Below are 13,795 nucleotides of genomic sequence, written 5' to 3' on the forward strand. Positions count from 1 at the left end.
GGCGATGCGCGGCGCACCGATCGTCTACGTCCTGCACGGGCTGCTCGGCACCGCGTACGGGCACTTCAGCCACCAGATTCGGGCGTGGGACGGCCGCTACCAGGTGGTCCCCGTCGACCTCCCCGGGCACGGCCGGTGCCCGCTCGACGCGGGGGAGGAGTACCTGGACCAGGCGTATGAGTACCTCGCCGCGCTGGTGGCGCGCTTCGGCCCCGGCCGCATGGTCGCGGCGTCGTATCTGGGCAGCCCGCTGGCCGTGCGGTGCGCGGAGCGGCACCCGGAGCTGGTCACCTCGCTGGCGCTGACCGGGTTCGCCCCCGACATGGACCGGGAGACCTTCCTGCGGCTGCTGGAGAACTTCCCGCGACTGGTGGCGGCGAACCCGGAGCTGGCCCGCGAGTACGACCGGCTGCACACCCCCCGGTGGCGGCACACCCTCGCGATGTTCAGCGCGCACGCCGAGGCGGCCTTCGAGGAGCGCGCACTGGTGCGCGGCGCGCGCCTCGGGGCGCTGGCCGCGGACACGATCCTGGTCAACGGCACGCTCAAGTCCGTCGAGCGGGAGGCCGCCGAGCGCGCGGGCGACCTCGGCCCCCGCGTGCGCGGGCGGGTGCTGGACGGGGCGGGGCACATCGCCAGCCACGACGCGCCCGAGCAGTTCACCCGGGCGGTCGAGGAGTTCTGGCTGCGCGCCGATCTGGGGAACCTGTTGCAGGAGAAGGACTCCGGGCGCTCGCTCGACTCGCTGGAGACGATCACGGTCGTGACCTACCTCAAGGGATTGGGCCTGGCGCCGGACGAGTCGATGCCCGAGCGTCCCACGACGATCGAAGGATGGGGAGCATGGGCCGCCCAGCGTTCACTCGTTTCCTAGGCACCGCAGGGGATTCCCGGGGCGTGCGCTGGGGGACGGACTTCGCCTCCTGGGACGCGCTGCTGCGCTCGGGCCGCGAGCGCGCCTCGGCGGTCGAGCCCGGCCGCGCCTACGCGGTGGACCCCGCGGGCGGGCTGGAGGCGATCGTGTCGCTGCTCGCCGTGGCGACCGTCCCGGACACGGTGCTGGTGTGGGCGTCGGCGCTGGGCCTGCCCGGCCGCCAGCTCGCCCCATCCCTGTCCGAGGTGGAGTCCCCGGTGCCCGGTCCGGTGGAGCGTCCACTGTGGGCTGTGGCGACCTCGGGCAGCTCCGGCACGCCGAAACTGGCGCTCGGCCACGCCGACTCGTGGGAGCTGGTCGCGCTGCACTATGAGCGCGCCATGTTCCCCGATGGCCTGCCGCCGGTGCTGGCCACCTGCCTCCCGCTGCAGTTCTCCGCGGCGTTCTTCATGACCGTCCTGCCGAGCCTGCTGCTGCGCCGCGACCTGGTCGTCTTCCCCACGCAGGACTGGGAGCCGGTGCACAGGGCCGCCGCCCGCGAGGACGTCTTCGTGCTCGGTGTGCCCGCCCTGGCCGCGGCGGCGGCCCTGGGCATGACCGCCCCGGCGGACGCGCGCCGCGTGCGCATGTTCCTCGGGGGCGGGCACCTCAGCGCCGAGCGCGTGCGGCTCATCCGCTCGCGGTTCGACGGCGTCGCCCTGGCCAACCTCTACGGGACCGCCGAGACCGGCGCCATCGCCGTGGACGACGACCCGGGCCACAACCAGCACGTCGGCACGCCGATCCCGGGCAAGGCGGTGTGGCTCGCGGGCCGCGACGAGCGCGGTGTCGGGGCGGTCGCCGTCGCCGGGCCCGACTGCTGCCAGTACGTCTGGCGCCCCGGGGAGGCCGTCACCCCCAACCCCGGCTACGTGACCGGCACCGACTACGCCCGCTTCGACGAGCGGGGCAGGCTGTGCCTGGAGGGCCGCGTCGACGACGGCGAGAAGCTCAAGGGCGTCCTCGTCTACCCGCGCGCCATCGAACGGCGCCTGCTCACCTTGCAGGGGGTCGCCGACGTGCGGGTCCTCGTCCAGCGCCCGGACACCGGCCTGGAGCACCTGGCCGTCAGGGTGGTGGGCGCCGTCGACGCCGCCGCCGTCCGCGCGCACTGCCCGGAACTGGCCGACGCCCGGATCGAGTGCGTCCCCGAGACCGCGGCCCTGGCCGCCTACAGCGCCAACGGGAAGCTGTGATGACTGCCGCCACCACCACCGACACGCGCCGCTTCGCCGTGCGCGCCGACGCCTTCTACGTGCGCCACGACGACGGCGTCTGGCTGCGCAACAACATCGGCTCGTTCTCCATCCGCGGCGCGGGCGCCTACGAGCTGGTCGGCGCCCTGTTCGCCAACCTCGACGGCAGGCGCACGGTCGCCGACGTCTGCGCGGGCCTGCCCGACAGCGCCCGCTCGTCGGTGTCGCGTTTGGTGGACACCCTGGCGGGCAACGGTTTCCTGCGCGAAGTGCGCCACGAGCCCGAGCCGGTGCCCGCCTGGATGTCCGAGCGCTACGCCGCGCACCTGGCCTTCATCGAGCACCACGCCGACCGGCCGGTCAGCCGGTTCCTGCGGGCCCGCTCGGCCGTGGTCGGCTGCGTGGGGGAGGGCGTGGCACTGCGCGGCCTGCTGGGCGCGCTCGCCGAGTTCGGCTTCGCCCGCGTCCGGGTCCAGACCTCCGACGAGGTGGACCTGCCCGCCGGTGATCCGCAGTTCCGCTGGGAGACCGGCGACGTGGCGGGCGCCGATGTCGTCCTGCTGGCCGCCGACCACGGCGACGTGGCCGCCACCGCCGAACTGCAGCGGCGCCACCGCGCCGAGGGCGTCCCGGTGGGGGTGCTCGGCCGCTGCGGCGAGTACGTCGTGGCCCTGCCGCCCTCGGCGGAGCTGTGCTGGGAGTGCGCGCACCGGACGATCGCGGTCCCGGTGACCGGCGACGCCGCGGGCCTGCCGGTCGCGGCGGCCCCGGCGGCCATCGGCGCCTTGCACCTGGTCCAGCACGCCTTCGCGCGGCTGGCGGGGGTGGCCCTGCCCAACGCCGAGACCATCACCTCGGTGGAGCCGCTCGCCCCGGCCGTGCGCACGCACACCGCCCGCAGGCACCCGCTGTGCGCCGGGCACCCGGTGGTGCCCGTCCGCGAACCCGCGGGTCTGGCTGGCGCGGGCCATGTCGAGCCCGTGCGGCCCGACATCGCCGCGTCGAACGACCCGCCGGAGCTGATCGCCGTCTCCGACCGCGTCGTCGCGGCCTCGACGCGCTGGACCGACCACGTCGTCGGGCCCCTGCACGCCCTGGGTGAGGACGACCTGGACCAGCTGCCGGTCGCGGCCAGCGGCTGCCGGGTCGCCGACCCGGCGAGCACCGCCGACGCCCCGGCCACCCGGCTCATCGTGTGCCGGGCGGTCTCGGCCAGGGAGGCGCGCAACCAGGCGGTGCTGTTCGCGCTGGAGTGGCTGGCCCGGCGCACCGCCGAGCTGGCGGGCGAGCCGGTCGGGCGCCTGGCCATCGGCGCGGGCTGGACCCGGGACGAGGCGGTGTACCGGGCCCGGCTGGCCCAGTCCGCCGCGCTGCCCCCGACCTCGCTGTCGTGGCGGCCCGCCCAGGGCGACACCGGGCACACCGTCGCCGACTTCCTCGCCGAGACGCTGCGCGCCGAGAACCGAGCCTGGTGCGCCACCTCCGTGGAGGTGCTGCCGACCGGGCTGGTCCGCGCCCGGGTCCGCACCACCGACTTCGAGGTCGCCACCGCGATCGGCGTCGACCCCGACCACGCCGTCCGCGGCGCGCTCCTGCACGCCGTGACGGCCCCAGAGGCCGGTTGCACCGCCCACCTCGCCCCGCCCGGGTCCGCGTGGCCCGCGGCGGACGGCGACGTGGTGGACGGTGACGTGGTGGACCTGGCCGGGCTGCTGCCGTTCCTGGGCGCGGACGCCGCCGTCGTGGCGCTGGAGGCCGCCCCGTGACCGCCGCTCCGCAGCTGGCCGCCCCAACCGTCATCGGCGAGGGCTTCCTGGCCGCCCACCTGGCGTCCCGGCTCCCGGACACGACCGCGCTCGTGCTGGTCGCCGAGCTGAACCGCCTCGGCGAGCACAACGACACCATCGTCGAGTGCCTGGGCACCGGCAGGCCGCTGCTGTTCATCGGCACCTGGCGCTCGTTCGTCTACATCGGACCGTTCTGGACCCCCGGTGCGGCGGGCTGCCCGAACTGCCTGGTCACCCGGGCGGCGAACTCGCCGTTCGGCCCGGACTTCCACGGCGACGCGCTCGCCGAGTCCGGGGCCCGCGACCTCGGCGTCTGCACCCTCGGCCCGGCCGCGCTGGGCATGGTCGAGGTCTACGCCACGGCGTGCCTGAGCGAGCAGCGCGACGGGTCGGTGATCGTGGTCGACGGGCAGACCGGCACCGTGGAGCGCCAGCGGCTGCTGCCCGACTCCACGTGCCCGAGCTGCGGGGTCACCACCGGCGACACCGTCCCGGCGTTCACCGACGGACCGCTGACCAAGCTCGCCCCCACCGTCCTGCGCACCGCGGAACTCGACCCCGACACCGTCGAGCGCGAGTACCTGTTCAGCGGCCTCGGCCTGTTCAACGAGGTCCGCCAGGACCTGCAGAGTCCGGTCGGCGCCTGCTCGGTGGAGCTGTCCACCCGCTGGGGCAGGCGCGAACCCGCCATCGGCCGCGGCCGGACCTACCGCACCAGCCGCACCATCGCCGTGCTGGAAGGGCTCGAACGCTACGCGGGACTGCACCGCGGCGGCAGGCGCGCCCCGGTCCGGGCCAGCTACGCCGACCTCGCCGACCAGGCCATCCACCCGCCCGACCTCGGCACCCACCCCCGCGAGTCCTACCGCGAGCCCGGCTTCCGGTACCGGGAGTTCCACCCCGACACCGTGGTCGACTGGGTGTGGGCGTACTCCTTCCGCCGCGCCGACCGCGTCCTGGTCCCGGAGCGGGCCGCGTTCTGGGGACCGCGCCACGACGGCGAGACCGCCTTCACCTACGACACCTCCAACGGCTGCGCCCTGGGCAACTCCGTCGAGGAGGCGGTCCTGCACGGGCTGCGCGAGGTCGCCGAGCGCGACTCGTTCCTGCTCGCCTGGTACCGGCGCCTGGCGCTGCCCGAGGTCGACCTCGCCGACGCGCCCGCCCCGCTGGCGGAGTTGCTGCGCAAGGCCAGGCTGTTCACCGGCTTCGACTTCCGCGCCTTCCAGTCCACGATGGAATACGGGATGCCGACGTTCTGGCTGACCGCCGAGAACACCGGTGACAGCGGCCCGCGCGTGCTCGCGGGCGCGGGCGCGCACCCCGACCCGGCGCAGGCCATCGCGGGCGGCCTGCACGAGCTGATCGGCAGCGTGCTGGCCACCGCGCACAGCTACCAGAACAAGCGCGCGCACGGGCTGGCCATGCTCGCCGACCCCACCGGCATCCTGCGCATGGAGGACCACTCGCTCGTCGGCGCCCTGCCCGAGGCCCGCGACCGCTACGCCTTCCTGCTCGACGCCGCCCACGGTCGGGTCCGGCTCGCCGACGTCCCCGGCCTGCTCCAGACCACCGACCCCGACCTGCGCGCCGACCTGGACCTGGCGGTCTCCGGCGTGCTCACCGCGGGGCTGGACGTCCTCGTCGTCGACCAGACGATGCCCGAGCTGCGCCGCAACGGGCTGACCTGCGTCCGCGTCCTGGTGCCCGGCGCCGTCCCGATGACCTTCGGCCACCGCAACCGCCGCACGGTCGGGCTGCCCCGCCTGACCGAGGGCACCGGCCTGCCGTACGACTCCGGACTCGCCCGGGGGGAGGAGATCGGGTGCGTTCCCCATCCGTTCCCGTGATCGCCGAGCCCGACACCGGGGAGTTCACCGCCGGAGAGTCCGACACCGGAGAGTCCGACACCGGGGAGTTCACCGCCGGGGAGTTCACCGCCGCGCTGCGGTGCGCGCCGCAATCGGTGAACCCGCCGGGCCGGCGGGTGGACTGGAGCCGCGCGCCGTGGCCGGTCAAGGTGTACTCCGGCGGCGACCGCGTCCCGCTCGGCGTGGGCGACCCGCTAAGCGACTCATCGGGCGACTCATCGGGCGACCGGCTGGGCGGCCTGCTGTGGCTGGCCTTCGGGGTCAGCCGGGTGCGGTTCGACCCGGCGGGCGGGCTGCCGCCCACCCCGGCCAACCCCAGGCCCGCGCACCCGCGCTACCTGTGCCGCCGCCCGATCCCATCCGGCGGCGGGATGTACCCGACCGAGGTGTACGTCCTGCGCGGCGGCCGGGTCCACCACTACGACCCCTACCGGCACGAGCTGGTCGACCTGCGCCACCCCGCCCCGCACGCCGCGCTGCGGGACGCGCTGGGCCTGCCCGCGGGCAGCGCGCTGCCGCCCGAGCTGCTGGTGATCACCAACCGGCCCGCCAAGAACTACGCCAAGTACGGCGACTTCGCCGCCCGCCTCGGCATGGTCGACGCCGGGGTCGCCCTCGGCCGCGCCGTGCGGCTGGGCCAGGCCGCCTACGACCGGGTCGACCTGCGGGTCGACTTCGCCGACGCCGACCTCAACGCCCTGCTCGGCCTGGACGGCGCCGAGGAGACCGCGCTGGCGGTCCTCGGCCTGGGCGCCCCGGCCGACGCCGACCCGGCGCCCGCCAGCGGGACCGCCCGGCCACCGGCCACCCTGGAACGGTCCACGGTGGTCACCCCGTCGCCCCGGTTCGACGCGCTGCGCACGGACGCCTACCGGGGCACGCCGGAAGCCGTGCCCTTCGGCCCGAAGCCGACGCCGCCCACCTCGACCAGCTCCGTCGCACCCGACCGCGACGCGATGCTCCGGCGGACCTCGAACGGACGGCTGTTCACCGGTCGGCCGGTCGGGAAAGCCGTCCTCACCGCCGTCCTGGCGTACGCCGCCGACGCCGTCGGCCTCCTCCGCTGGGCCTCCGACGGCCTGCTGGGCGGCGGCGTGGAGGTGTGCGTGGCCGTCCACAACGTCGACGGCGTCCCCCGCGGCTGGTACCGCCGGGACCTGAGCGGCACCCCGGGCGAGACCGCCCGCGAACTCCAGGCCGCGCTGTTCGCCGAGACCGTCAACCTCGACCTGGCCGCCTTCACCGTCCACGTCGTCGCCGACACCGGCCACGAAGGCGCAGGCCACGAAGGCGCAGGCCACGAAGGCGCAGGCCACGACGGGGCAGGCCACGGCGGAGCAGGTCATGAGTGGGCAGGCCGCGGCGCGCGCGGCTACCGCGAACAGCAACTCGCCATCGGCGCCGCCGTCGACGCCGTCACCCTGGCCGCCGCGGCCACCGGGCTCGGCGGTCACCCCGTCCTCGGCTTCGACGCCCCCCGCGTCGACCGCGCCTACGGCCTCGACGGCACCGGCCGCGGCACGCACGCGCAGGTCTCCGTCGGCGCCGTGCGCCCGCCCGCGACCGTGGAAGTGACGGTGACGCCGCGATGAGCTTCAGCCCCTACGTCCTGTTCCGGCGCGGCACCCTGGCCCCCGCCGCGCTCGACGGGCTCGTCCCCGAGCGCACCTGGGCGCTCATGGCGGAGGCCGACGCCGCCAGGGCCGAGCGCGCCGCCCTGCGCGAGCGGCTGGCCGACGCGCTGCACGCGGCCATCCCCGCCCTGCCCGCGGACAGCCGCCGCGCCTGGCTGAAGGTCAAGCGCGACGTCCACAACGACCGCGTCCCCACCCCGCCGGACCCCACCGCGCTCCCCGCGCAGTGCGCCGACCTCCTGGCCGAGTGGACGGAACAGCGCGCCCGCGGCGAGCACCTGGCCGAGGAGGCCGCCGCCGCGTACGCCGCCGAGCTGGACGCCGCCCGCAAGGCGCTGGCCGAGGTCGCCGTCGCCGAGGACTTCCAGCGCGGCGTGCAGCTCTCCGGCGAGGACGTCTACCGCGAGGTCCGCGCCTACGCCGCCGACCCGTTCGACACCTCCCGCAAGCCGAGCAGGCGCCGCCGCGCCGAGAGCACGATCACCAGCTTCGCCTACCGCGTGGTGTTCAAGCCCTCGCCGTTCGGCTCGTTCACCGAGATCGGCGCGCACGGGTGGACCCCGGAGCGGGCGGGCGGGCGGGTGGCCCAGACCCGGCTCAGCGTCGGCCTGATCGCCTGGATGGCCCACCAGCTCCACCGGCTCGACTGCGCCGCCGACGTCCTGCATGTGCGCCTGAACAACTCCCTGATCGTCCGCGGCGAGCAGGCGACCTTCGCCCGCAGGCCGCTGGAGGGCGCCGACGACGGCTTCACCCCCGACCGGGTGATCACCGCGCGCAACTCCGGTCTCGTCACCCTGCTCAGGACCCTGCTCGGCGAGCACGACCGCACCGAGCGCGACCTGTGCGGGCGCCTGGTCGAGGCGGGCCTGGCCGAGCAGGCCGCGCGGAACACCATCGACCAGCTCGTCAAGCTCGGGCTGTGCCACCGCGGCCTCGGCTTCCCCGACCAGGAGACCCGCCAGGCCGACGCCATCGCCCGGCGCCTGCGCGCCGCGGGCACCGCGCAGGCGCTGCGGTGCGCGGAGGTGTTCGAGGGCCTGCGCGACATCGAGGACGGCTACGCCGACGCCGACGCCGAGCGCCGCACCGGCCTGCTCGCCGACCTGCGCGCCCTCGTCGCGCGCTACGTCGACATCCTCGGCTGCCCGCCACCGGCGAAGGAGGCCATGCGGGCGGCGATGTACGAGGACGTCGGCACCCGCGCCCCCGCCGCGACCTGGCGCCCCGACCTGTTCGAGGCCAACGGCGCGGCCCTCGCCCTGTTCCAGCGCGTCGTGCCCGTCCTGGACGACGCCACCATCGAGAAGCTGGGCCTCTACGCCTTCGCCACCAGCCGCTTCGGTGACCAGGACGTGCCGTTCCTCGACCTGTACCGCGCCTTCGCCGACCTCGCGCCCCAGGACGCCAGTTCCGTCATGTGCGGTGTCGGCGACCCCGAGTCCGACCGGGTCCGCGAACTCCGCGCCCAGTTCTTCACCATGCTGCGCGAGCACCTCGACGGCGGCCCCGAGGTGCGCCTGGACGTCGAGCGGCTGCGCGCCTTCGCCGACACGCTGCCCGCGACCGTCGTGCCGTGGCGCTCGGCGGCCTACCGGGTCCAGGTCGGCGACCGCCTGGTCGTCAACGGCGTCACCACCGGGCACGGCGTCTTCTTCTCCCGCTACTGCGACCTGCTCGAAACCGGGCACGGCTGGAACCTGCGCACCGAGCTGGCCACGCACATCGCCGCCACCTCGCCGCGCCAGACCGACATCACCGCCGCCCTCGGCCTCAACTTCAACCTGCACCCGCGGCTCAGCCCGCACGAGCTGGTCTACCCCGGTTCGGTCGCCCGCGACGGGGCCGAGAACACCCTGACGCTGGCGGACCTGGTCGTCCGCGCCGACCCCGCCACCCGGCGCCTGGTCCTGGTGTCCATACAGGACGACCAGCCCGTCGACCTCGTCCCGCTCAACTTCCTGTACCCGGCCGCCGCGCCGATGCTCTACCGGTTCCTCTGCGCCTTCGCCCCCACCCGCACCTACCGCGGCGGGCTCTGGGACCAGCTCGACCGCGTCGAGCCCGCCACGACCGGGCGCCCCAGGGTCCTGCTCGGCGACCTCGTCCTCGACCGGCGGTCCTGGCGCTTCGCCGCCGCCGACCTGCCCGCCCTCGACGGCCTTGAGCGCCAGGAGCTGTCCGCGCTGGCCGCCTTCGACCGCTGGCGGCGGGAGCACGGCCTGCCCCGCCACACCTTCTTCCGGGTCTGGCACCCGCGGCCCGTCACCGGCGAGCGCGACCTGCTGGCCGAGACCCGGCAGTGGGCGCTGGAGGCCCGCAGCGCCCGGCTGCACAAGCCGCACCACCTCGACTCCCACAACCCGTTCCTGCTGCACGTGCTGGCCAAGCAGGCCAAGGACGGCGGCTCGGTGGTCTTCCACGAGTGCCTGCCCGGCCCCGGCGAGCACAGCGCCGAGGAGTTCTTCGTCGAGTACAACCTGGAAGGAGACGCCCATGCCGGGTGAGCGGTGGCACAGCCTGCACGTGCACCGGTACGGCGGACAGGACGAGTTCCTGGTCGACGGCCTGGCCCCGGTGCTCGCCCCGTACCGGGACTCCGGCGCGGTCTCGGGCTGGTTCTTCCTGCGCTACTGGAAGGGCGGCCACCACATCCGCCTGCGCCTGCGCACCACCGGCGAGGTGGTCGAGGAGGTGGCCGCCAAGCTGGGCTCCTACCTGGCCGAGTACCCCAGCGGCGCGGACTTCGACGCCGCGGGGTTCGCCGAGGCGCAGCCGACGATGGCCGCGCTGGAGGACGAGCGGGTCGAGGAGGTCCAGCCGCCGGACACCATCCGCCACGCCGAGTACACCCCCGAGCTGGCCAAGTACGGCGGCCCGCGCGGGGTCGCCGCGGCCGAGGAGTTCTTCGAGCGCAGCAGCGACGTCGTCATCGACGCCCTGCGCGGCGCGGCGGGCAGCTCCAGCAAGCGGCTCGGCGCCGGGTTCTCGATGATGCTGCGCGGCCTGTGCGCCGCGGGCCGCACCCCGGCGCAGATGGCGGCGTTCCTCAAGCACTACTGCCTGCTCTGGTCGCCCTACACCTTCGACCAGTTCCTCGACGCCTGGCCGGAGCTGCTCGCCGCCCGCGCCCCCGCCCTGCGCGCGCACGCCGAGGCGCTGCTGGCCAACGCGGACAGCCTGGCGGGCGAGCCGTTCCACGACGCGGTCGGGCAGGTGTGGCGGAGGGTCCGGTCCGACCGCGACGAGGTGCTGGACGCGGTCACCCTGGCCGGGGCCGACGCCCCGGCGGAGCGGCGCGAGCAGGTGCTGCTCGTGAGCTACCTGCACACCCACAACAACCGGCTCGGGCTGATCCCCGAGCACGAGTCCTTCCTGGGCTTCCTCGGCCACCACGTGCTGAGCGAGTGCGCGGGCACCACCCCGGACCCCGACCTGCCGGCGGCCGTGCGGGGACACCGGGAACAACGGCTCGGCGCGAGCTGAGCGGGCACGATCTGGAGGCGCAAGTGGACCTGACTGCGAAGACCTACCCGTTCAAGCGCGAGCGGCCCTTCGACATGCCGGAGGAGTTCGCCTGGATTCGCGGCAACCAGCCGGTCGCCAGGGTCAAGCTGGAGAGCGGCGACCCGGCCTGGCTGGTCACCAAGTACGAGGACGTGCGCGCGGCGCTGACCGACTCGCGCTTCAGCCGCTCGATCAACCAGGAGGGCGCGGCCAGGGTCGACACCGGCTTCAAGGCCGACAGCTCCAGCCCGGTGTTCAACTTCGGCGGCTCGATCTCCATGCCGCCGGGGCACACCCGGTGGCGGCGCATCGTCAACAAGGCGTTCACCCAGCGCCAGGCCGACGCCATGCGCGCGAGGATCGCCGCGCACACCGAGGACGTGCTCGACGAGATCGCCGCGCGCGGCGGCGGGTTCGACCTGATGGCCGACTTCGCCTACCAGCTGCCGATCCGGGTGATCGCCGAGCTGCTGGGCATCGACGAGCAGGGCAGGCCGGAGTTCGCCGAGCTGGCATCCAAGCTCACCCGCAGGGACATGCAGTCCGGGTTCGCCGAGTTCGGCGCCGCGCTGCAGGGCATCGGGCGCTACGCCATCGGGCTGATCGTGCGCAAGCGCAAGGACCTCGGCGACGACCTGCTCAGCACCCTCATCGGCCTGCACGACGAGGACGACACCCAGCTGTCCAACGAGGAGTTGGTCTCCACCGTCATCCTGCTGCTGATGGCCGGGTACGAGAGCACCGCCGTGCAGTTCGGCAACGCCTTCTACGCCCTGTTCCGCAACCCCGACCAGCTGGCCCTGCTCAAGCAGCGGCCCGCGCTGATCGGCACCGCGGTCGAGGAGGTCCTGCGCTTCGCCCAGATGGGCACCGGTTTCGCGGTGGCCAAGTTCGCCACCGAGGACATCGAGCTGGGCGGGACCACGATCCCGGCCGGGTCGACGGTGTTCGTCTCGCTCGGCTCGGCCAACCGCGACGAGGACGTCTTCGGCGCCGACTCCGACGTCCTCGACGTGAGCAGGCAGGCCGCCGTGCGCCAGCTCGCCTTCGGCAGCGGCCCGCACTTCTGCCTGGGCGCCGCCCTGGCCCGCGCGGAGATGCAGGAGGGCATCTCCCGGCTGTTCGCCCGCTTCCCGGACCTGCGCCACGACGGCGACCTCGACGACGTCGTGTTGGCGAGCAACCTGTTCACCTACTACCCGCGCGCGCTGCCGGTGCTGCCGTGAGCACCCCGACCGTGCCGCCGGGACTGCGCTGGGACCCGACCAGGAGCAGGCTCAAGGTGCTGACCCCCGAGCTGGCCGACGTCGTGCTGCGCGACCCGCACATCATCACCGGGGTCGACCGCAGCAAGGAGTCGATGGCCAAGCTCGTGCCCGCCGAGGACGAGGCGCCGTCGATCGTGCAGTTCTTCGAGCTGTGGTACACGGTCAACGACAACTACACGCCCTTCAACACCGAGCTGCGCAAGGTGTTCACCGCCCGCTCGGCCGCCGACTGTGCCGCGAGGTTCGGCGAGCTGGCCGAACTCCAGGCGCGCGCCATGCCCGGCGACGGCGACCTCGCCCGGGAGTACTTCGGGCCATACCTGACGAACAGCACGTTCGCCATGATCGGTGTCCCCGCGACGGACTGGCCGAACCTGACGAAGGTGGCCAGGCTGGTCATCCACCTGTTCAAGCAGCAGCTGCTGGGCGTCACCGAGCACAGCGCCGCGGAGGTGGCCGCCTTCGAGACGGTGATGCTGTACCTGAAGTCGCTCACCGACCGGCTGCTCGCCGAGCACGACTCGCCGTTCCTGCGGGCCGCCCGCGGGCTCACCGCGATGCAGGACGGGACGTGGCCGATCGCCGCGCTCGTCGGCCAGCTGCTCATGGCGGGCATCGAGCCGATGATCACCGCGTCGGCCATCGCCACCCGGGAGATCTGGCGCGATGAGGCCCTGCCCGCCCGACTGCGCTCGGGCGAGGTCGACGCGGGGGAGGTCGCCGAGGAGGTCATGCGCCAGCAGCCGCCCTTCGGCAACATCTTCCGGTTCGTCCGCGAGCCCTGCGACTGCCTCGGCGTCCGGCTGGAGCCGGGCACCGTCGTGGCCATCGACACCGCTGCGGTGAACCTCGCCGAGGCCTCCGCGGCCGACCCGGCGCAGGGCTGCCCCGTGCGCCCGAGCGCCGTGCTCACCTTCGGCCGCGGCACGCACTACTGCCTGGGCGCGAACAGCGCGCGCCTGCAGGTCGCCACCGGCCTGCGCGCGCTCGTCGGCCGGGAGCCGCGCGTGCGCGTCGACCCCGCGGCGGTGCGCGTCGACACGCGCAACAACCTCAAAGAGGTCCGCGCCCTGCCTTACACCACGGAGGAAGCATGACCACGCACGCCAACCACCCCAGCCACGAGGCCGCGCCGGAGGGCGTGGGCTTCGACGACATCCCGGACATGCCCAACTTCGCGGTGCTCCTGGTCAGCGACCTGGACAGCTCGCTGCGGTGGTACACCGAGGGCCTGGGCTTCTGGGTCGAGAAGCAGCTCACCGGCCCCGACGGGCAGCTCGCCGTGGTGCACCTGCGCCGCGCCCAGTACCGGGACATGCTGCTGCGCCCGGCGCGGGAGGAGCTCGACGGCCCGCTCGGGCGCGGCATCCGCCTCAGCTTCACCGTCAACGCCGAGACCGAGGCGTCGATGCGCGAGATCGCCGAGCGGCTGGCCGCCCTGCCGCAGGGCAGCGTCAACGGCCCGCTGGCCACGCCGTGGAACACCATCGACGTGGAGGCCACCGACCCCGACGGCTACGTCGTCGTGCTCACCACCGTCGCCGACCGGGCCAGGACGTGGACCGAGCTGAAGGACAGCGTCCTCGCCGACGACCGCCCGGTGCGGATCACCAACTGAG

At 74.5% G+C, this 13,795-nt stretch carries 10 protein-coding genes; all 10 read left to right on the plus strand.

Annotated elements, in window-relative coordinates:
• The first annotated feature begins 4 nt into the window (after nucleotides 1-4).
• Genes ACTG9Q_RS25620 through ACTG9Q_RS25665 form a run of 10 tightly spaced genes read left to right on the plus strand, consistent with a single transcriptional unit; the run spans nucleotide 5 to nucleotide 13,794 of the window.
• Nucleotides 5-874 (plus strand): alpha/beta fold hydrolase, encoded by an 870-nt coding sequence (locus ACTG9Q_RS25620; protein WP_455575442.1) that lies wholly within the window; start codon nucleotides 5-7, stop codon nucleotides 872-874.
• A 23-nt stretch (nucleotides 875-897) separates the two neighbouring features.
• Nucleotides 898-2,109: an AMP-binding protein gene (locus ACTG9Q_RS25625; protein WP_455575443.1), complete on the plus strand. Its 1,212-nt coding sequence runs from the start codon at nucleotides 898-900 to the stop codon at nucleotides 2,107-2,109.
• Complete coding sequence (locus ACTG9Q_RS25630) at nucleotides 2,109-3,875, plus strand: hypothetical protein (protein ID WP_455575444.1); 1,767 nt, start codon at nucleotides 2,109-2,111, stop codon at nucleotides 3,873-3,875. Before ACTG9Q_RS25625 ends, ACTG9Q_RS25630 begins: the two co-directional genes overlap by 1 nt.
• Nucleotides 3,872-5,746: a TOMM precursor leader peptide-binding protein gene (locus ACTG9Q_RS25635; protein WP_455575445.1), complete on the plus strand. Its 1,875-nt coding sequence runs from the start codon at nucleotides 3,872-3,874 to the stop codon at nucleotides 5,744-5,746. Before ACTG9Q_RS25630 ends, ACTG9Q_RS25635 begins: the two co-directional genes overlap by 4 nt.
• Nucleotides 5,722-7,359 (plus strand): nitroreductase family protein, encoded by a 1,638-nt coding sequence (locus ACTG9Q_RS25640; protein WP_455575446.1) that lies wholly within the window; start codon nucleotides 5,722-5,724, stop codon nucleotides 7,357-7,359. Before ACTG9Q_RS25635 ends, ACTG9Q_RS25640 begins: the two co-directional genes overlap by 25 nt.
• Nucleotides 7,356-9,908, plus strand: coding sequence for a lantibiotic dehydratase (locus tag ACTG9Q_RS25645; protein ID WP_455575447.1), 2,553 nt, complete (start codon nucleotides 7,356-7,358; stop codon nucleotides 9,906-9,908). The genes ACTG9Q_RS25640 and ACTG9Q_RS25645 overlap by 4 nt, the downstream gene beginning before the upstream one ends.
• Entirely contained in the window at nucleotides 9,898-10,887 is a 990-nt protein-coding gene (locus ACTG9Q_RS25650; protein WP_455575448.1) for a thiopeptide-type bacteriocin biosynthesis protein, read from the plus strand. The genes ACTG9Q_RS25645 and ACTG9Q_RS25650 overlap by 11 nt, the downstream gene beginning before the upstream one ends.
• Nucleotides 10,888-10,910: 23 nt before the next feature.
• Nucleotides 10,911-12,134, plus strand: a complete 1,224-nt coding sequence (locus ACTG9Q_RS25655) for a cytochrome P450 family protein (protein ID WP_455575449.1) — start codon at nucleotides 10,911-10,913, stop codon at nucleotides 12,132-12,134.
• Nucleotides 12,131-13,273 (plus strand): cytochrome P450, encoded by a 1,143-nt coding sequence (locus tag ACTG9Q_RS25660; protein ID WP_455575450.1) that lies wholly within the window; start codon nucleotides 12,131-12,133, stop codon nucleotides 13,271-13,273. Before ACTG9Q_RS25655 ends, ACTG9Q_RS25660 begins: the two co-directional genes overlap by 4 nt.
• The gene (locus ACTG9Q_RS25665) at nucleotides 13,270-13,794 is read left to right on the plus strand and encodes a VOC family protein (protein ID WP_455575451.1); all 525 of its coding nucleotides are present in this window, start codon (nucleotides 13,270-13,272) and stop codon (nucleotides 13,792-13,794) included. Before ACTG9Q_RS25660 ends, ACTG9Q_RS25665 begins: the two co-directional genes overlap by 4 nt.
• The last annotated feature ends 1 nt before the right edge of the window (nucleotide 13,795 follow it).

This window comes from Actinokineospora lacus, from assembly GCF_053813445.1.